At 71.3% G+C, this 18,870-nt stretch carries 14 protein-coding genes; 9 read left to right on the forward strand and 5 right to left on the reverse strand.

Annotated features, from left to right (window positions below; translation table 11 throughout):
* Window positions 1-342: 342 nt before the first annotated feature.
* From ACY34J_RS01020 to ACY34J_RS01030, 3 genes are all read left to right on the forward strand, one after another.
* On the forward strand, window positions 343-1,863 hold the full coding sequence (locus ACY34J_RS01020; protein ID WP_462724373.1) for a molybdopterin molybdotransferase MoeA: 1,521 nt from the start codon (window positions 343-345) through the stop codon (window positions 1,861-1,863).
* A gap of 176 nt (window positions 1,864-2,039) precedes the next feature.
* A complete protein-coding gene (locus ACY34J_RS01025) occupies window positions 2,040-3,017 on the forward strand; it encodes an NAD(P)H-quinone oxidoreductase (protein ID WP_462724374.1) in 978 nt (325 codons plus the stop codon).
* A 1,295-nt stretch (window positions 3,018-4,312) separates the two neighbouring features.
* The gene (locus tag ACY34J_RS01030; RefSeq protein WP_462724337.1) at window positions 4,313-4,876 is read left to right on the forward strand and encodes a bacterial proteasome activator family protein; all 564 of its coding nucleotides are present in this window, start codon (window positions 4,313-4,315) and stop codon (window positions 4,874-4,876) included.
* Window positions 4,877-5,017: 141 nt separating this feature from the next.
* Here ACY34J_RS01030 and ACY34J_RS01035 read toward each other — a convergent pair whose 3' ends face one another.
* Entirely contained in the window at window positions 5,018-6,769 is a 1,752-nt protein-coding gene (locus ACY34J_RS01035) for a protein kinase domain-containing protein (protein ID WP_462724338.1), read from the reverse strand.
* Window positions 6,770-7,084: 315 nt separating this feature from the next.
* Between ACY34J_RS01035 and ACY34J_RS01040 the strand changes: the two genes are divergently transcribed.
* On the forward strand, window positions 7,085-8,689 hold the full coding sequence (locus ACY34J_RS01040; protein WP_462724339.1) for a protein kinase domain-containing protein: 1,605 nt from the start codon (window positions 7,085-7,087) through the stop codon (window positions 8,687-8,689).
* Window positions 8,690-8,879: 190 nt separating this feature from the next.
* Here ACY34J_RS01040 and ACY34J_RS01045 read toward each other — a convergent pair whose 3' ends face one another.
* The 3 genes from ACY34J_RS01045 to ACY34J_RS01055 all read right to left on the reverse strand — a co-directional run bounded on the left by ACY34J_RS01045 (window position 8,880) and on the right by ACY34J_RS01055 (window position 11,113).
* Window positions 8,880-9,920 (reverse strand): phosphotransferase, encoded by a 1,041-nt coding sequence (locus ACY34J_RS01045; RefSeq protein ID WP_462724340.1) that lies wholly within the window; start codon window positions 9,918-9,920, stop codon window positions 8,880-8,882.
* Window positions 9,921-9,935: 15 nt separating this feature from the next.
* The gene (locus tag ACY34J_RS01050) at window positions 9,936-10,361 is read right to left on the reverse strand and encodes a pyridoxamine 5'-phosphate oxidase family protein (protein WP_462724341.1); all 426 of its coding nucleotides are present in this window, start codon (window positions 10,359-10,361) and stop codon (window positions 9,936-9,938) included.
* Between the two features lie 92 nt (window positions 10,362-10,453).
* Entirely contained in the window at window positions 10,454-11,113 is a 660-nt protein-coding gene (locus ACY34J_RS01055; RefSeq protein ID WP_462724342.1) for a response regulator, read from the reverse strand.
* 342 nt (window positions 11,114-11,455) lie between these two features.
* On the opposite strand from ACY34J_RS01055, the gene pdhA reads away from it, so the two are divergent.
* The 5 genes from pdhA (at window position 11,456) to ACY34J_RS01080 (ending at window position 17,554) form a co-directional block, all read left to right on the forward strand.
* Complete coding sequence (gene pdhA, locus ACY34J_RS01060; protein WP_462724343.1) at window positions 11,456-12,607, forward strand: pyruvate dehydrogenase (acetyl-transferring) E1 component subunit alpha; 1,152 nt, start codon at window positions 11,456-11,458, stop codon at window positions 12,605-12,607.
* A 3-nt stretch (window positions 12,608-12,610) separates the two neighbouring features.
* Entirely contained in the window at window positions 12,611-13,591 is a 981-nt protein-coding gene (locus ACY34J_RS01065; RefSeq protein ID WP_462724344.1) for an alpha-ketoacid dehydrogenase subunit beta, read from the forward strand.
* A 22-nt stretch (window positions 13,592-13,613) separates the two neighbouring features.
* Window positions 13,614-15,074 (forward strand): dihydrolipoamide acetyltransferase family protein, encoded by a 1,461-nt coding sequence (locus tag ACY34J_RS01070; RefSeq protein WP_462724345.1) that lies wholly within the window; start codon window positions 13,614-13,616, stop codon window positions 15,072-15,074.
* A 519-nt stretch (window positions 15,075-15,593) separates the two neighbouring features.
* Window positions 15,594-16,256, forward strand: coding sequence for a GntR family transcriptional regulator (locus tag ACY34J_RS01075; protein WP_462724346.1), 663 nt, complete (start codon window positions 15,594-15,596; stop codon window positions 16,254-16,256).
* Window positions 16,253-17,554 carry an MFS transporter gene (locus tag ACY34J_RS01080; RefSeq protein WP_462724347.1) on the forward strand — a complete coding sequence of 434 codons (1,302 nt, stop codon included), beginning with the start codon at window positions 16,253-16,255 and terminating at the stop codon, window positions 17,552-17,554. The genes ACY34J_RS01075 and ACY34J_RS01080 overlap by 4 nt, the downstream gene beginning before the upstream one ends.
* Before the next feature lie 337 nt (window positions 17,555-17,891).
* On the opposite strand, the gene ACY34J_RS01085 is transcribed toward ACY34J_RS01080, so the two are convergent.
* Window positions 17,892-18,725: a maleylpyruvate isomerase family mycothiol-dependent enzyme gene (locus ACY34J_RS01085; protein ID WP_462724348.1), complete on the reverse strand. Its 834-nt coding sequence runs from the start codon at window positions 18,723-18,725 to the stop codon at window positions 17,892-17,894.
* Between the last annotated feature and the right edge of the window lie 145 nt (window positions 18,726-18,870).

Here is an 18,870-nt window from a genome sequence, read left to right on the forward strand (position 1 = left end):
CGCGCGCCCGAGCCCGGGGGCGCACGCGGACCCGAGAGCGACCGCGAGCGCCGGCCTGAGCGCGCAGGGGAGTCTCAGGGCGCAGGCGACCGTGAGTCGGCTTGGGCCCGTGGACGCGACCAGGAGCGGGCGGGTGACCCCAAGCCCGGGGCTGTACGCGGGCCTGGCCCGGCGTCGGCAGCCGGCCGCGAGCCCGAGCGGGCTGGCGAAGGCGGGTCTGGGCGGGTGTCCGAGTCCGGGGGCGTACGGGAGCGCGAGGCTGAGCGCAAGCCGGAACGCGATCACGAGCGCGAGGCTGAGCGCAAGCCGGAACGCGATCACGAGCGCGACGCTGAGCGCAAGCTGGAACGCGATCACGAGCGCGAGTTGGAAGAGGCGTTGGCCCTCGCCCGGCCGGAGACAACAGCTCGTCCGGAGCGGTCTGTCGGCGCGGAGCGGTCTGTCGGCGCGGAGCGGTCTTCCGGCGCAGAGCGGACTTCCGGAGCGGAGCGGCGCCCGGAAGGGGCCGCCCGCCCCCGGCAGGCCCCCGGTCGGGCGCGCAGCCGGCATTCCGCGACTCCGTGGGCCGAGGCGCGGGCCATCGCCGCCGGGGCCGCCGGACGGCCGCTCGACCCGGGCGTGCGGACCCTTGGCGACGCCCTCGGGCACGTGCTCGCGGAGCCGCTGACCGCGCTGACCGATCTGCCCTCCTTCGACACCTCCGCCATGGACGGCTGGGCCCTCTCGGGTCCCGGCCCCTGGCGTATCGACGCGCCCGCCGGGCCCGGCATCCTCGCCGGCAACGCGGAGCCCGCGCCGCTGCCCGACGGCCACGCCGTCCGTATCGCCACCGGCGCGCGCGTACCCCCCGGCACGACGGCCGTGCTGCGCACCGAGCACGCCGAGATCCTGGACCGCGGCGGCGACCGTCCCGAAGGCGGCGGCGCCTGGCTGCACGCGCTCCCCGGCCGGCCCGTCCAGCCCGGCCAGGACATCCGCCCCCGCGGCCAGGAATGCCGCAGCGGCGACCGGCTGCTGTCCGCCGGAGCGCTCGTCACCCCCGCCGTTCTCGGCCTGGCCGCCGCGGCCGGCTACGACGAGCTGCGCACCGTCCGCCGCCCCCGCGTCGAAGTCCTCGTCCTCGGTGACGAGTTGCTGCACACCGGGCTCCCGCACGACGGCCGGATCCGCGACGCCCTCGGCCCGATGCTCGGTCCCTGGCTGCGGGCCCTAGGTGCAGATGTGCCGGCCACCCGCCGTCTCGGCGACGACGCGGACACCCTCCACAAGGCCGTTGTCGCCTCCACCGCCGACCTTGTCGTCACCACCGGTGGCACCGCAGGCGGCCCCGTCGACCACGTCCACCCGATCCTGCGCCGGGTTGGCGCCGAGCTGCTGGTGGACGGGGTTGCCGTACGCCCCGGGCACCCCATGCTGCTCGCCCGGCTCGCGCCTCCCAGTACTCCCGGACAGGACGGCGGACAGCCGGACACCCCCGCCGGCAGGCACCTTGTGGGCCTCCCCGGCAATCCGCTGGCAGCCGTCTCCGGACTGCTGACGCTCGCCGCGCCCCTGCTCCGTACACTGGCGGGCCGCGCGCCGTACGGGAGCTCCGCGTGCCCTGCCCCCCTGGCGTCCGCGGTCCACGGCCACCCCCACGACACCCGGCTCGTCCCCGTCGCCCTTCGCGCGGGCCGGGCGGTGCCGCTGCACTTCAACGGACCGGCCATGCTCCGCGGGATGGCGTCCGCCGACGCGCTCGCCGTGATCCCGCCGGGCGGCGCCGAGGCCGGGGCCGAGGCGGATCTCCTCGAACTCCCCTGGTACGAACCGGGATCCGGTGGCCCGCCGGGCGATGCCGTGTACGACCTGTACGCCCGGTAGGCCGCTCCCAGCCGTCAAGCGCCGCAGCCGCCGGACCGGTGAAATCCACGTCTGCTGGTGCGGCCTGCGATCCCAGGAACTCGGCGCATCAGAATCCGGCCCCGCCCGTGCGGCAGCCGTACGCGGGCCTGCCGCGGATCAGAGAGGCGGGCGCGGAGTAGCCTCGCGCCATGCCTATGCATGCGATCACTATTCCCGAACCCGGCGGACCCGAGGCCCTGGTGTGGGCGGAGGTCCCCCAACCCGTCCCTGGTGAAGGAGAAGTTCTGGTCGACGTCGTGGCGGCCGGCGTCAACCGCGCCGACGTGATGCAGCGTCGCGGCCTGTACGACCCGCCGCCCGGCACTCTCCCCTACCCCGGCCTGGAGTGTTCGGGCCGGATCGCCGCCCTCGGGCCCGGGGTCTCGGGCTGGTCGGTCGGCGACGAGGTGTGCGCGCTGCTGGCGGGCGGCGGGTACGCCGAGAGGGTCGTGGTTCCGGTGGGCCAGCTGCTGCCCGTACCGCAGGGCGTGGACCTGGTGGAGGCGGCCGCACTGCCCGAGGTGACGTGCACCGTCTGGTCGAACGTCTTCATGATCGCCCATCTGCGGCCGGGCGAGACGCTGCTGGTGCATGGCGGCTCGAGTGGCATCGGCACGATGGCGATCCAGCTGGCGAAGGCGGTGGGCGCGCGGGTCGCGGTTACCGCGGGCAGCGCGGAGAAGCTCGAGCGCTGCCGTGAGCTCGGCGCGGACATCCTGATCAACTACCGCGAGCAGGACTTCGTGGCGGAGCTGAAGAAGGCCACGGACGGGGCCGGCGCCGACGTCATCCTCGACATCGTCGGGGCCAAGTACCTCGAATCGAATGTGCGGGCCCTCGCCGTGAACGGGCGGCTCGCGGTCATCGGGCTGCAGGGCGGACGCAAGGGCGAGCTGGACCTCGGGGCGCTGCTCACCAAGCGGGCCGCGATCACGGCTACCTCGCTGCGGGCGCGGCCGCTGGCGGAGAAGGCGGCGATCGTGGCGGCGGTACGGGAGCACGTATGGCCGCTGATCGAGTCGGGGCGGGTCCGGCCTGTGGTGGACCGTACGTTCCCGATGCGGGAGGCGGCGGAGGCGCACCGCTTGCTGGAGGAGAGCACACATGTGGGCAAGGTCGTACTGACAGTGTGATCGCCCCGGTGGCCATGCGGCCAGTGTGATCGCCCCGGTGGTCATGCGGCGCGTTCAGGCGGGTGCTGCTGTGACCAGTGGTGCTCGAGTTGTCTGAGATGCCGGATGTTATCTGCTGTGTGACGCTGAACTCGGCACTCAGACGGCTCGGCACGGGAGGGGGTCACCGCCGTGGCTCCAGCGCTCCGCTCGCAGTACGCCATTGGACTCCTGGTGGCCGGTGCTCTGTTGCCGGCCCCTGGTGCGCTCGCCCTCGATCATGGTCACGCCGTCGGTACCGCGCAGCGGACGGTGTCCGCACCCGGTCAGTGGAACGAGACGTTCCAGAAGTCGCTCGGTGACCCCGCGGACGGGCGGCGCGCCGGTCCGCGGGCAGGGGAGGGGCGGCCGCGACCGGGGTCGGGGCCTGTGCCCGGGCCGTCCGGCCGGCCGGAGGCGACGCCTGAGGTGTCGCCTCCGCCCGCGCAGGGCGAGGTTCCGGAGCCGTCCGGTCCGGCGGAGTCCAGGGATCCGGCGGAGGTGACGGTGCCGGGGCCGTCGACCGGGCGCGGGACCGCTCCCCCAGGTCCCTCCGTTCCCTGGCCCTCCCCTGTGCCCGTCTCTCCTCCGCCGTCCGAGGGGGCCTCGAGCAGCCCGTCCGCGCCCGCCGATGGGGCGCACCCGGAGCAGCCGCGTACGAAGCTGCCGTACGAGAAGCCGCCGGCGGCGGATCCCGGCCCGTCTGGGGGGACCGGCGCGGGGCACGTCCCGGGCGTGTCGTCCCCGCCGTACGACCCGTACGGTCCGTCCGGTGGGGCCCCTGGCAGCGACTCGGAGGTGGGGCAGGACGCGGTCCAGCACCAGGCCGCGCCGCAGTCCGCGGGGCGGGTGTTGCGGATCTTGCCGATTGGGACGGGGCTGGCGCTTATCGGGCTGGGGCTGGCGTTTCTGGGGATCCGCTTGCGGCAGGGGTAGCGCGTGCGGGAGCGCCTGCGGCGGGCGTTCTCCCCTGACCCGCCCTCCCCCTGGGGGCACTCATACCCCCAGCCGGGCCCCAGGCCCAGGGGGCTACCGCTGGGAGGTGCCGCCATCCTCAAAACCCGGGCTCCAGACCCCGGTAACCAGGGCGAGCCCCGCGGTGTGGCGCTTCGGCCCTCCGGTCGAGGCTCCGCGCGGGCTGTGCCGCTCCGTCCGGGAGAACTCCACGCGTCTTGCCGCGCGCCCCGCTGCTGGGAAGTGCGGGATGGGAAGGAGGGTGGATCTTCCTTTTGCCGGGGCACAAACTCTCCAGCCACGTGTGCGAGACAATGGGCCGCATGGAGATGCCGAGGAACGAACGGTCGCAGGAGAGCCCGCAGCAGGTCCTGGTCGTCGGACCGGATGGGATGGCTCTCGGCAACGCCACCCCCGGCGGCGGGGAGGGCGACGAGGAGTCGCGCGAGGTCCCAGTGACGGAGATGGTCGAACAGCCTGCGAAGGTCATGCGCATCGGCAGCATGATCAAGCAGCTGCTGGAAGAGGTGAAGGCGGCCCCGCTCGATGAGGCGAGCCGGGTGCGTCTGAAGGAGATCCACTCCAGCTCGGTGAAGGAGCTGGAGGACGGCCTCGCGCCTGAGCTGGTGGAGGAGCTGGAGCGCCTTTCGCTGCCCTTCACCGACGACGGCGTGCCCACCGAGGCTGAGCTGCGCATCGCCCAGGCCCAGCTCGTCGGCTGGCTCGAAGGCCTCTTCCATGGCATCCAGACGGCGCTGTTCGCCCAGCAGATGGCGGCGCGGGCGCAGCTCGAGCAGATGCGCCGGGCGCTGCCGCCTGGTTTGTCGGCCGGGGAGGGCGAGGAGGAGCCCGGCGTCGGCGGCGCGCGCTCGGGCCCGTACCTCTGATACAGGCCCGGACCTCCACGGGTCGCTCCCGACCGTCTGAGCAACCCAGGCGACGAAAGGGGCTTGGCACGCATCCCGCGTGCCAAGCCCCTTCGTCGGTCAGCTGGTCAGCCGGTCAGCCGGTCACTTGACAGTCGGCGATCAGGCCGGCTTCCCGGTGGAGACGGTCAGTACGAACTTCGCATCAGGGTCATTCGGGTCGAAGGGGTCATCCGCGAGCGGCGTCTGGCGCAGCACGATGTCCTTGCCCCAGATGTTCTCGTTCTCGCGCACGACCTCGTACTTCCACCCCGCGGCCTTCAGGCACTGCTTCACCGAGGTGAGGTCGTAGTACTGGAACTGCGGGGCGCTGATCTTGCTCTTGTCGTCCCAGTACGCGGACGTGCGAGTGCACTTCTGCGGGTCGACGATCTTGGTCTTGTCGCCCGGGTTGAACCCCTTGACGTTCTCGTCCCCGCTGGAGGTCTGTGTATCGCCGCCATCGGTGTTGCCGGGCTCGGCGGTCGCCGCCTGAGAGGCCTTGTCGTTGGCCCGCTGGCCGTTGCCCTTGCTGTCGCCGAGCGCGAGCACCCAGAAGAGGCCGGTGATCGCCACCAGCACCAGCACGACCGTGCCCACGATGACCGGCGTGTTGCTCTCGCCGCGGCCGCTCGCCGGGGACGGTGCGCCCTGCGACATGTACGGCGGAGGGGTCGGGGCGCCACCGTACGGCGGAGGGGTCGGGGCGCCGCCGTACGAGGACGGCGGCGGGGTCTGGTAGCCCTGCTGCCCCAGCTGCGGTCCTGGCGGCGGCGGGGTCGACGGCCCCATCTGGGGGCTGGAGGCCGGCGGCGCGTAGCCGCCCATCTGCGCCGGGCCCGGCTGCGGCTGGTAGGGCGCGTGGACGTTCGGCGGCGGGCCGCCATGCGGTGGCGCGCTCTGCTGGTCGACCGGCGGGAACACCGCCGAGCCCACGCCCGCCCCGCTGCGCGCCGCCGGGCCGCCGCTGATGATGATCGGCGAGGCCGGGTTCTGGCCGCTGCCCACCACCCGCGCGCACTCGTCCCGCATGGCCTCGGCGGACGGGAAACGCTCATTGGGGTTCTTCTTCAGCGCCCGCGCGACCAGCGCGTCGAGGGCCGGCGGAATCGACCGGTTGATGGTCGACGGGGCGACCGGTTCCTCCTGGACATGCGCGTACGCGATGGCCAGCGGTGAGTCCGCGTCGAAAGGCAGCCGCCCGGTCAGCAGCTCGAAGAGCATGATGCCGACGGAGTACAGGTCGGAGCGGGCGTCCACACCGCGCCCGAGGGCCTGCTCCGGGGAGAGGTACTGCGGGGTGCCGACGACCATGCCGGTCTGGGTCATCGAACTCACCCCGGACTGCATGGCCCGCGCGATGCCAAAGTCCATGACCTTGACCACATTGCGCTTGGTCACCATCACATTGCCGGGCTTGATGTCCCGGTGGACCAGGCTCATTTCATGGCTGATCTCAAGCGCCGCCAGCACATCGCCGGTGATTTTCAGGGCCTTCTCGGTGGGCATCGCGCCGTACTGGGCGATGTCCGCGTCGAGCACCGACCGCAGCGGCCGGCCCTCGACGTACTCCATGACGATGTACGGCATCGGCGCGCCGCCGAGGGTGTCCTCACCGGTGTCGAAGACCGAGACGATATTGGTGTGCGTGAGTTTGGCCACGGCCTGGGCCTCGCGCCGGAACCGCTCGCGGAAGGACTGCTCGCGCCCCAGCTCGGTGTGCAGCGTCTTGATCGCGACCTGGCGGTCCAACACCGAGTCGTACGCCAGGTGCACGGACGCCATGCCGCCCTCGCCGAGCAGATCGCGCAGCTGGTAGCGGCCGCCGGCCAGCGAGCGGCCCTCATAGCGGCCTTGTGCGCCGTCCTGGCTCATCTGTGTGTTTCCCCCCTGGTGCGCGGCCCCGTGATCCGGCCCGGCGTACTCGCTGCACCACTTCTTCTTTCATGATTCTCGCGCCAAGTCTGCCCCAGGGCTTGGACACGTCAAGCCGCGTGCCCGTTCCGTGACCCGATGGGAAAGAAGAGACGGGGAAGGCGTTACAGCACCGCCACGGATTTGCGTCCGGGTGCCCGAAGCGGGTTGGATGGCCGGTCCATCACGACCAGCCCGCGGCACGGAACATGTAGCGTGCCCTTGCGAGAGACCGTAGCAACCCGTGCAAGCGGACAGACACGACGGCGAGGACTGATGGCACAGACGGAGCGCGCTCAGGGCCCGTCCGAATCCGACGCGGCCGCCGGTGGGATCCCCGATGCGCCGGAGGCGTGGGGTAACGGCGGCCTGGTCGGCGACGGTCGCTACCGCCTGACCCGCCGCCTCGGCCGGGGCGGCATGGCTGAGGTCTTCGCCGCCGAAGACGTACGTCTCGGCCGTACGGTCGCGGTGAAGCTGCTGCGGGCCGACCTCGCCGAGGATCCGGTTTCCAAGGCCCGGTTCACCCGTGAGGCGCAATCGGTCGCGGGCCTCAACCACCATGCCGTCGTCGCGGTGTACGACTCCGGTGAGGACCAAGTCGGCGGCAACGTCGTGCCGTACATCGTCATGGAGCTGGTCGAGGGCCGCACGATCCGGGATCTGCTGCTCAACGCCGAGGCCCCGCCGCCCGATCAGGCCCTGATCATCGTTTCGGGGGTGCTGGAGGCGCTGGCTTACAGTCACCACCACGGCATCGTGCACCGCGACATCAAGCCCGCGAACGTCATCATCACCAACAGCGGTGCGGTCAAGGTGATGGACTTCGGCATCGCGCGCGCCCTGCACGGAGCGCAGAGCACCATGACCCAGACCGGCATGGTCATGGGCACCCCGCAGTACCTCTCGCCCGAGCAGGCGCTGGGCAAGACGGTGGACACCCGGTCCGACCTGTACGCCACGGGCTGTCTGCTGTACGAACTCATCACCGGGCGGCCCCCGTTCGTCGGTGAGACCCCGCTCTCGGTGGTCTACCAGCACGTCCAGGACATGCCCGTACCGCCGTCCGAGGTCGCCCCCTCCGTGCCGCCGGAGCTGGACGGCCTGGTCATGCGCTCGCTCGCCAAGGACCCGGACGACCGGTTCCAGAGCGCCGAGGAGATGCGCGGCCTGGTGCAGTACGCGCTGGAGATGCTGGGGAACAGGGGCGGGCACACCGGCACTTGGGACACCGGTCCCGTGCAGCACGGCGGCGGCTCCACCCCGGCCATGGGCGTGGCCGGTACGGCCGCCCTGCCGCACCCTGGAAACGGTGACACCTCGCAGCTCGGCGCCGCGATACTTCCCGGCCCGCGAGATGACGACGGCGGCTTCGACGGCGGCCGGCGGTCCGGTGGCGGAGGCGGCCGGGGCATGGTGTGGCTGCTCGCGGCACTCGCGGTGATCGCCATCGTGGTCGGCATCTTCTACGCCCTCGGCGACACCGGTTCCAAGGGCACCCCGGACACCAACAAGCCCTCGGCACCGGCCTCCAGGAAGCACGAGCCCACGCCGTCGAAGTCGACGGAGGATCAGACCACCGAGGGCAACACGCTGCCGGGCGACAGTACGAACGGTCAGGGCGACTACACGCCTTCCGAGACGCCGACGCAGTCGGAGACCGGGACACCCTCCGACACACCGTCGCAGGCGCCGACCGAGCGGCCCACCGAGACCGCGACCGGCGGCGGCAACGCCGGTGCGAGTGAGGGCACCGGGGATACCACCCTCACCCCGAGCGACCCAGGTACGACGGACGGCGGCAACAGCGGCAGCGCGGGCCAGACCGGCATCGGTGGCGCGGACGGCGGGGGCTCCCCGGGCCCCGGTAGCGGTCTGTAGTGCCGCGTCAGCCAGGGTTTGCCCCGCTCGCCGCCCTGGCACGGCCATCTGCTGCGTTGCCCGATCGACCGAGTAGGTTCACTACGAGGCCGATCCGGCGCCTTGCAGCCGACCGCACCAGGTCACCTCGCTACCGGGCAAACCCTGGCTGACGCGGCACTAGCACGCGAGTTGGTGACCGGCCCGGCGGTCAGCCGGTGAAGGCGTCGAGCACGGCCTCGTACTCGCTCGTCCACCACACCGACAGCGCGGCCGCGGCCGGGAACTGCGGGTCCGCCCGCCGGTCGCGCAGTTGGTAGCGCCAGCGCAGCATCCAGAAGTCGTTGAGCCGCTCCCACCACACCCGGTGCACCGCCGCGGCCAGTTCGTCCGCGCCCGCGCCGGTCGCCCGCCGGTAGGCCCGGGCGTAGGAGCGCACCTTGGCCAGCTCCAGCGTGCCCCCGGGCCGTACGAAGAAGATCGCCGCGGCCCGGACCGCCTCCTCGGCGCGGGGCTGGACACCCAGCCGGTCCCAGTCCAGGATCGCGGCCGGCTCGGCGCCGCGGTACAGCAGGTTCAGCGGGTGGAAGTCGCCGTGCACCCAGCCGGTGGCGGGCTCGGCGCCCGCCTCCGGGCGCCGGTGGGCGTGCCGCTCGAGCAGGCCCCGGCGCTCCAGCAGCCGGTGCTCGGCCAGTTCGTCGAAGCTGTCGCGCGGCCGGTGGCCCCGCGCGAGGGCGAGCAGCACCTCGATCAGCGTGAAGGTGTCGGCAGGGTCGGCGCTCGCCACGGGCGCCTCGGGGACGGCGGAGTCGGGCATGACCCGCTCCAGGCAGGTGTGCACCAGGCCCAGCAGGGCGCCCAGCCGACGGGACTGGGCCGTGGTGAGCTCGGCGCCGTCCCGGTGCCGGCCCTCCACCCAGGGGTGCAGCGCGTAGCAGCGGCCGCCGATGACCGCGACCGTACGGCCGTCGGCGTCGGCGACCGGCGGGGCCACCGGCAGGCCGAGGGCGTCGAGCCGGGCCGTGGCGCCGTGCTGGCGGGCGATGGCGGCGCTGTCGCCGTCGAGGTGGTGCTTGAGAAAGTAGCGGCCGCGGGTGGTGGCCAGGCGGTAGCCGCGGTTGAGCAGCCCCTCGGCGACCGGCTCGCAGGACAGCGGCTCGCCGGCGCCCTCGTACCGGCGCAGCAGGGTGCCCAGGGTGGTCCCGTCGGGAGGAGCCGGAGGCGGAGTAAGGGCAGCAGATGAGCGCGGCACGCGCCAGATGTTAGATCACGCAGCGTACCGGTTCGGTCGCGGGGGGACGCCTCGGAGGGAGTGCACGGTGACGAACCGGGGCGCAATACGCAGATAGACCGGATCGAACGGGGCGCCGTCCGCGCTGTGTGGTATACGCCCGAAGAGTGCCCGCACCCGCGGGGCCGGCTCGACGGCATGGGCGGTGCCGACGAACTGGACGGCCCACACATCCTCGGTCCCGTGGTCGAGGTTGTCCACGCCGTACCCCACCACATGGCCGTCGCAGGCGCGGTGGTAGCCAAAGCCGCGGTGCATCCGCAGCAGTACCGTGCCGTCGGTGACGATGTGCCGCGCCGGGGTGACGAAGGGCAGGGCGCGCATGCTGACCGACAGCCGGCCGTAGGCGGCGGTGCTGAGCAGTTCGATCGCGCGGGATTCCTCGGAAGACGCGGGTGACATGTTCTCCACCCTCTCCGGGCGGGGTGACCTCAGAAAAGGGCTACCCGCCCCGAGAGATGGAGGTCCTTGGTCCCGATTCGGTCAGGCTGTTTTCAGCCTTTCCCGGCCTGTAGGCGGGCGACATAAGCGGCTGCCTGCGAACGGCGTTCCATGCCCAGTTTCGACAGCAGGCTGGAAACGTAATTCTTGATCGTTTTTTCGGCGAGGTGCAGCCTTTCACCGATGGCGCGGTTGGTCAGGCCCTCGCCGATCAGATCGAGGATCTTCCGTTCCTGCTCCGTGAGGCTCGCCAGCCGCTCATCGCCCTTGGGGGTGCTGCCGTCGCGCAGCCGCTCCAGGACCCGCGCGGTCGCCACGGGGTCCAGCAGCGACTTCCCGGTCGCCACATCCCGGACGGCGGACAGCAGCTCGCGGCCGCGGATCGCCTTGAGGACATAACCGGACGCACCGGCCATGATCGCGTCGAAGAGCGCTTCGTCATCGGCGAACGAGGTGAGCATCAGGCACTTGACGCCCTCGTCCATGGAGCGGATCTCGCGGCACACCTCGACCCCGCTGCCGTCCGGAAGGCGTACGTCGAGGATCGCGACATCGGGTCGGGTCGCGGGAATGCGGGCCAGGGCGTCGGCGGCCGTGCCGGCTTCGCCGACCACCTCGATGTCGGACTCCATCGAGAGAAGATCGTGGACCCCCCGGCGGACCACTTCGTGGTCATCGAGGAGAAATACCGTGATTTTCCCTTTTTCGCCCACGCTGACAGTCTCACATACGAACTCTTCCCGTGCTCCGGTCGAGCGGGATAACGTGCCGTTGTCCGGCCCCCCTGCAAGGCTGTGACCAGTGGAGTTTCCCCGCTTTCCTGATTTACTTGGAAATCCAAGCAAAAACGCAGGTCAGAGGGGTTTCGCAGAGATGCTCCCCACTGGGTAACGTGCCTTTTGCAGGGCACTGGCCGGGCGCTTGTCACGCCCGGTTCGGCCACGCCGCACACACCCCGTGCGCGTTCCGAAGCGGGTGAGCCTCCCCTAGCCGAGAGCATGGGGAACCCAGGCCGCCGGCGGATCCCGGGGGCCGGACAGACGGAGGAGCACACCGTGACCGTGGAGAGCACTGCCGCGCGCAAACCGCGCCGCAGCAGCAGCAAGCGCGTCAGCGCCAAGAAGCGACCGGCGGCCGACCAGCCCGAGCTCGTACAACTGCTGACGCCCGAGGGCGAGCGGGTCGAGCACCCTGACTACTCCCTCGACATCACTCCGGAGGAGCTCCGCGGTCTGTACCGCGACATGGTGCTGACCCGCCGCTTCGACGGCGAGGCCACGGCACTGCAGCGGCAGGGGGAACTGGGCCTGTGGGCCTCGCTGCTCGGCCAGGAGGCCGCCCAGATCGGGTCGGGCCGGGCGCTGCGCGACGATGACTACGTCTTCCCGACCTACCGCGAGCACGGCGTCGCCTGGTGCCGCGGGGTCGACCCGGCCAACCTGCTGGGCATGTTCCGCGGCGTGAACCACGGCGGCTGGGACCCGGGCAGCAACAACTTCCACCTCTACACGATCGTCATCGGCTCGCAGACGCTCCACGCGACCGGTTACGCGATGGGGGTGGCCAAGGACGGCGCCGACTCCGCCGTCATCGCCTACTTCGGCGACGGCGCGTCCAGCCAGGGCGACGTCGCCGAGGCGTTCACCTTCTCCGCCGTCTACAACGCCCCCGTCGTCTTCTTCTGCCAGAACAACCAGTGGGCGATCTCCGAGCCCACCGAGCGGCAGAGCCGCGTCCCGCTCTACCAGCGGGCCCAGGGCTTCGGCTTCCCCGGAGTACGGGTCGACGGCAATGACGTGCTCGCCTGCCTGGCGGTCACCCGCTCCGCCCTGGAGCGCGCCCGCAGCGGTCAGGGCCCGATGCTGATCGAGGCGTTCACCTACCGGATGGGCGCCCACACCACCTCCGACGACCCGACCCGCTACCGCCACGACGACGAGCGGGCCGACTGGGAGGCCAAGGACCCGATTCTGCGGCTGAAGACCTACCTGGAGCAGGAGGGCTTCGCCGACGAGGCGTACCTCGCCGAGGTGGAGACCGAGAGCGACGCGCTCGCCAAGCGGGTGCGCGAGGCCGTACGAGCCATGCCCGACCCGGACACCATGGCGATCTTCGAGCATGTCTACGCCGATGGGCACGCGCTCGTCGATGAGGAGCGCGCACAGTTCGCGGCGTACCAGGCGTCCTTCGCCGAGGAGGGGAACTGACCCATGGCCACCGAGAAACTTTCGCTCGCCAAGGCGATCAACGAATCCCTCCGCAAGGCCATGGAGACCGACTCCAAGGTTCTGATCATGGGAGAGGACGTCGGCAAGCTCGGCGGTGTCTTCCGGGTCACCGACGGTCTGGCGAAGGACTTCGGCGATGACCGGGTCATCGACACTCCGCTGGCCGAGTCCGGCATCATCGGCACCGCCATCGGACTGGCGCTGCGCGGCTACCGGCCGGTCGCCGAGATCCAGTTCGACGGCTTCGTCTTCCCTGCGTACGACCAGATCGTCACGCAGCTCGCCAAGATGCACGCCCGGGCGCTGGGCAAGGTCAAGCTGCCGGTCGTCATCCGGATCCCATATGGCGGCGGCATCGGCGCAGTCGAGCACCACAGCGAGTCGCCCGAGGCGCTCTTCGCGCACGTCGCCGGCCTGAAGGTGGTCTCGCCGTCCAATGCCTCGGACGCCTACTGGATGATGCAGCAGGCCATCGAGAGCGATGACCCGGTCATCTACTTCGAGCCCAAACGGCGCTACTGGGACAAGGCCGAGGTCGACACCACGGCCATCGCCGCCCCGCTGCACGCGGCCCGTGTCGTCCGGCAGGGGACGGACCTGACGCTCGCGGCGTACGGCCCGATGGTCAAGGTCTGTCTGGAGGCGGCCGCGGCGTCCGCCGAGGAGGGCAACTCCCTCGAGGTGGTGGACCTGCGCTCGATCTCGCCGATCGATTTCGACACGATCCAGCGATCGGTGGAGAAGACCAGGAGACTGGTGGTCGTGCACGAGGCTCCGGTGTTCCTGGGGTCGGGATCGGAGATCGCGGCCCGGATCACCGAGCGGTGCTTCTACCACCTGGAGGCCCCGGTGTTGCGGGTCGGCGGCATGCACGCGCCGTATCCGCCGGCCCGGCTCGAGGAGGAGTACCTGCCGGGGCTCGACCGGGTGCTGGACGCCGTCGACCGTGCGCTGGCGTACTGAGGGGCCTAGGAGATCCGTGACGATGACTGAGAGCACGACCCACGTCCGAGAGTTCAAGATGCCCGACGTGGGCGAGGGACTCACCGAGGCCGAGATCCTCAAGTGGTACGTACAGCCGGGTGACACCGTGACGGACGGTCAGGTGGTCTGCGAGGTCGAGACCGCCAAGGCCGCTGTCGAACTTCCGATCCCCTTCGACGGGGTGGTACACGATCTGCGCTTCGGCGAGGGCCAGACCGTCGATGTCGGCACCGTGATCATCACCGTGGACACCGGGGGCGGCTCCGCTGCCGCCGGGACGCCTGCCGCCGAGCCGGCGCCGAAGGCGGAGGAGGCCGCTGGACCGGCCGAGGGCGCGGAGCCCGAGGGGCGTCAGCCGGTGCTGGTCGGCTATGGCGTGTCCGCCTCGTCGACCAAGCGCCGCCCGCGCAAGCCGCAGCCGGAACAGGCCGTCCCAGCCCAGCCGACGGCCAGTGCGATTCAGGCGGAGCTGAACGGCGCCGCCGGGACCGTTGCCCCGGCGGGGCAGGCTGGGGGACCGGCCGTTGCCCCGCCGACCGCCGCCGGACGGCCGCTCGCCAAGCCGCCGGTGCGCAAGCTGGCCAAGGACCTGGGCGTTGATCTGGCGGCCGTCACGCCGACTGGCGAGGGCGGGATTGTGACCCGGGAGGACGTGTACGCGGCTGCCGGGGCCGCCGCGGCACCGGCTGCTGCTCCGGCCGCTGAGGCCCCCGCCGCCGTCGCTGCCGTGCCGCAGGTGGAGGCTCCCGCTCCCGCCGCGCGTGAGCAGCGGGTGCCGATCAAGGGCGTGCGCAAGGCCACGGCTCAGGCGATGGTGGCCAGTGCCTTCACCGCCCCGCATGTCACCGAGTTCATCACGCTGGATGTCACCCGCACCATGAAGCTGGTGCAGGAGCTGAAGGACGACCCGGAGATGGCGGGCGTGCGGGTCAACCCGCTGCTGGTGGTCGCCAAGGCATTCCTGGTCGCGATCCGGCGCAACCCGGAGATCAACGCGGCCTGGGACGAGGCCAACCAGGAGATCGTCCGCAAGGACTATGTGAACCTGGGCATCGCGGCGGCCACCCCGCGTGGCCTGATCGTCCCGAACATCAAGGACGCGCAGGACATGACCCTGCCCGAACTCGCAGCGTCGCTTGGGGACTTGGTCGCCACGGCCCGGGAGGGCAAGACCTCCCCGGCGGCGATGCAGGGCGGCACGGTCACCATCACCAACGTGGGCGTCTTTGGTGTCGACACCGGCACCCCGATCCTCAACCGGGGGGAGTCGGCCATCCTTGCGGTCGGCGCGATCAAGCTCCAGCCGTGGGTCCACAAGGGCAAGGTGAAGCCGCGTCAGGTCATGACGCTCGCCCTGTCCTTCGACCACCGTTTGGTCGACGGCGAACTCGGCTCCAAGGTCCTCGCGGATACCGCCGCCGTTCTCGAAAACCCCAGGCAGCGCCTCATCACCTGGGCGTAGCAGCCTGCCGACGGCAAGCACTCTGAGGGCCCGGACGCAAGCGTCCGGGCCCTCAGAGTGACATTGAGTGCTGCGGGTACGGGGAGTGCCTCTATGTCCTTCGTCAAGCCTGAGCTGGTCATGCGGCGGTTGCTTCGGGGGTGCGTGATTCGTAGAGGATGCCGTCGCGGGGCATGGCGGACAGGACGCTGATGCGGTGGCGGGCGAGGCGGGTAGTGGGGGCGGCAACGGGTGTGGCCAGCGATTGCCCCCTCGTGTGTCGATGGTCTGTCAGTTGGACCGGCAGCTGTGGTCCCCGCTCCGTGTCGGGCAATTGCGTGACCTGAAGCATGCTCCGGGTCATGCGTTCTGAGGGGGTAGTGAGGGGCAAAGGTCATGCCGGGCCCGGAGGCCGGGAGTCCCGACCCTCGGAGGCACGAAGAAGGTAACGGGATGTACTGAACCGCGGCAGACTGCGCCCCGCGTCCGTATCGCGGACGGACAACGCTTGTGCATACGTGTTGTATCTAAGATGTGTGCATGCCTCCCGCCCCTGCCGCCCCGGCCAAGCAGCCCCCCGCCGCCGAGCGCGTCTACACCCACGTCAAGCAAGCGGTACTCGACCGCCGTTACGAGGGCGGGACGCTGCTCACCGAGGGGGATCTCGCCGACGCCGTCGGCGTCTCCCGTACGCCCGTACGCGAGGCCCTGCTGCGGCTGGAGGTCGAAGGGCTCATCAAGCTGTACCCGAAGAAGGGCGCCCTGGTGCTGCCGGTCTCCGCACAGGAGATCGGCGATGTCGTCGAGACCCGCCTGCTCGTCGAGGAGCACGCCGCCCGCAAGGCCGCACCCGCCGGGCCGCAGCTGATCAGCCGGCTGGAGGAGCTGCTGGAGGAGCAGCGGCGGTTCGCCGCCGAGGGCGACCTGGCGGCCGTCGCCGTCGCCGACCGCTGCTTCCACGCCGCGATCGTCCGCAGCGCCGGCAACCAGATCCTCGACCGGCTCTACGACCAACTCCGCGACCGTCAGCTGCGCATGGGCGTCGCCGTCATGCACGCCCACCCCGGCCGCATCGCCAAGAACATCGCCGAACACGCCGAGATCCTCCAGGCCCTGCGCACCGGCGACGCCGAGGCCGCCGCCGCGGCAGTCCACCAGCACGTCAGCTGGGTGCGGGTGCTCGTCCGAGGGGACGAGCGGTGAGCGCACCGATACGGCTGCCGGGCGACCCGCCCGGGGGACGGCGCGCCGTCGCCGTCTGGGGCATCGGCGTCGCCGTCTACTTCGTCGCCATCACCTACCGCACCAGCCTCGGCGTGGCCGGAATCGACGCCGCCGACCGCTTCCACATCAACGCCTCGGCGCTGTCGACCTTCTCCATCCTCCAACTTCTCGTCTACGCGGGGATGCAGATCCCCGTCGGCCTCATGGTCGACCGCCTCGGCACCAAGAAGGTCCTCACCCTCGGCGCCGTCCTGTTCACCACCGGCCAGCTGGGCTTCGCCCTCTCCCACTCCTACGCCACCGCCCTCGCCTCCCGCGCCCTCCTCGGCTGCGGGGACGCGATGACGTTCATCAGCGTGCTGCGGCTCGGCTCCCGCTGGTTCCCCGCCCGCCGCGGCCCGCTGATCGGGCAGGTCGCCGCGCTGTCCGGGATAGCGGGCAACCTCGTCTCCACGATCGTGCTGTCCCGGCTGCTGCACGCCCTCGGCTGGACGCCGGCCTTCGCGGGCAGCGCCCTCGGCGGCGCGGCCGTCGTCGTGCTGGTGCTGCTGTTCCTGCGGGACCACCCCGAGGGGTATGAGCCGGAGCCCGCGCACCGCCCCCACGGCCGGGGCTTCGTACGGAAGCAGATCGCCGCCGCCTGGCGGGAGCCCGGCACCCGGCTCGGCATGTGGGTGCACTTCACCACCCAGTTCCCCGCCATGGTCTTCCTGCTGCTGTGGGGCATGCCGTTCCTGGTGCAGGCCCAGGGCACCTCCCGGGCCGCCGCCGGAGAGCTGCTGACCCTGGTGGTGCTGGCCAACATGGTGATCGGGCTGCTGTACGGCCAGCTCATCGCCCGTCACCACCGGGCCCGTACCCCGCTCGCCCTCGGCACAGTCGGCGCGACCGCCCTGGTCTGGGGTGCGGCGATCACCTGGCCTGGCGGGCACGCCCCGATGTGGCTGCTGATCACCCTGTGCGCCGTGCTCGGCGCCTGCGGCCCCGCCTCGATGATCGGCTTCGACTTCGCCCGGCCGGCCAACCCGCCCGAGCGGCAGGGTACGGCCTCCGGCATCGTCAACATGGGCGGATTCACCGCCTCCATGACCACCCTGCTCGCCATCGGCGTACTGCTCGACGCGACCGGTGACAACTACCGGGTCGCGTTCGCCTCCGTCTTCGCCCTGGAGGCCATCGGCCTCTCGCAGATCCTGCGGCTGCGGGGGCGGGCACACCGCCGCGAGCGCGAGCGGGTCGTGGCCAGCCGCGTCGAGACCGTCCACGTACCGGCCTGACCGGCCCGCCGGTCAAACGGAACCTCGGCGCACGAAGGCCACCTTGGGCGCGTACGGGGGTCCGGCAAGCGCTGGACTCGGCACATCGACGCCGGCGCTCGGCCCGGGACCCGGCCGACGGCCTGGCGCACCGACGGCTCGCCGAAGCGCTGGGACCTCACCGACTGGGCCGGATACCGCCCGGAAGGTGAGCGGAAGCCGGCGAAGGGCTGATCCGCCCCCGGCACCCCCCGTGCCCTGTCTGCGCCCGAGCAGGTGGGGCACGGGGCGCGGTGCTGCGCCACGGCCCGTGTACGCGACGGCCGTTGCGGCACGGGTCCGGCCCCGGCGCCCGGCGTTACGGCGTGACCGCGAAGTGCCGCAGGATCGCGTCCGCGAGGTGCTGGTCGCCCTCGATCTTCAGCTGCTCCTTCACCGCCGCCGGCTTCACCCGGCCGCAGGCCAGCCGGACATAGGTCTCCCAGTCCAGCGTCATCGTCACCGCGGGCCCCAGCGACGGGCTGCCGTTGATCGAGCCCTTGCCCTCGCCATCGACCCTGACGGTGCGCATGAACTCCACCGGCCCGGTCACATCGAAGACAACCGCCGAGTGCGGGGGCGCGCCCGCGTCCTTGGCGACGACCTTCGGCAGCGCCGGCAGCAGCACATCCCGGGTGATGTACGCGCCCGGCGAGTCGAGATTGCCCGGCTTGCCCAGAGCCCGGCGCAGGTCCTGCTCGTGCACCCACACATCGAAGACCCGCATCAGCAGCAGCCGTTCGAGGGGCATCTCGCGGCCCATCGCGCCGATGTTGGTGCGGACCGGCGTATCGGGGTCGCGCTTTTCGTTGCGCAGCTGCCGCGAGCGGCGAATGATCGTGTACTCCAGCTCGGCGGTCATCTCCGGTGCCGTGTGACACCTGCGCACATCCACCGGAACTTCCATATACCGGGAGTACTCGTCCTTCATATGGAACAGATCCCGCGGCAGGGTGTGGATCGGCCGCGGGTCGCCCAGCATCTCGCACTCCAATCCGATGACATGCGAGACGACATCGCGGACGGACCACGCCGGGCACTCGGTGGCGCGGTTCCACTCGCTCTCGGAGAGCGGCGTCACCAGGGCGGATATTGCCTCGATGGAGTGGGTCCAGGCGTCGATGGAGGACTGCAGGCTTGGATGGACGGTCACGTGACCCCTCGTGGCGGTTCGTACGCGGGTGGGCTGGGTGGTGGTGTGCAGTTAAGTTACGCTGCCCAAGGGCACCCCGGCAGTGCTTTCCCCACTGATCGTAGGCCGTTCGCGGGAGTGTCTCGACGGCTCGAATGCTGAGAGT

It is taken from the genome of Streptomyces sp. HSS9-12, from assembly GCF_054963655.1.

Coding starts and splice junctions, on each gene's coding strand:
- ACY34J_RS01025 (WP_462724374.1), top strand. CDS start 2,040: ATGCATGCGATCACTATTCCCGAACCCGGCGGACCCGAGGCCCTGGTG.
- ACY34J_RS01030 (WP_462724337.1), top strand. CDS start 4,313: ATGGAGATGCCGAGGAACGAACGGTCGCAGGAGAGCCCGCAGCAGGTC.
- ACY34J_RS01035 (WP_462724338.1), bottom strand. CDS start 6,769: ATGAGCCAGGACGGCGCACAAGGCCGCTATGAGGGCCGCTCGCTGGCC.
- ACY34J_RS01040 (WP_462724339.1), top strand. CDS start 7,085: ATGGCACAGACGGAGCGCGCTCAGGGCCCGTCCGAATCCGACGCGGCC.
- ACY34J_RS01050 (WP_462724341.1), bottom strand. CDS start 10,361: ATGTCACCCGCGTCTTCCGAGGAATCCCGCGCGATCGAACTGCTCAGC.
- ACY34J_RS01065 (WP_462724344.1), top strand. CDS start 12,611: ATGGCCACCGAGAAACTTTCGCTCGCCAAGGCGATCAACGAATCCCTC.
- ACY34J_RS01070 (WP_462724345.1), top strand. CDS start 13,614: ATGACTGAGAGCACGACCCACGTCCGAGAGTTCAAGATGCCCGACGTG.
- ACY34J_RS01075 (WP_462724346.1), top strand. CDS start 15,594: ATGCCTCCCGCCCCTGCCGCCCCGGCCAAGCAGCCCCCCGCCGCCGAG.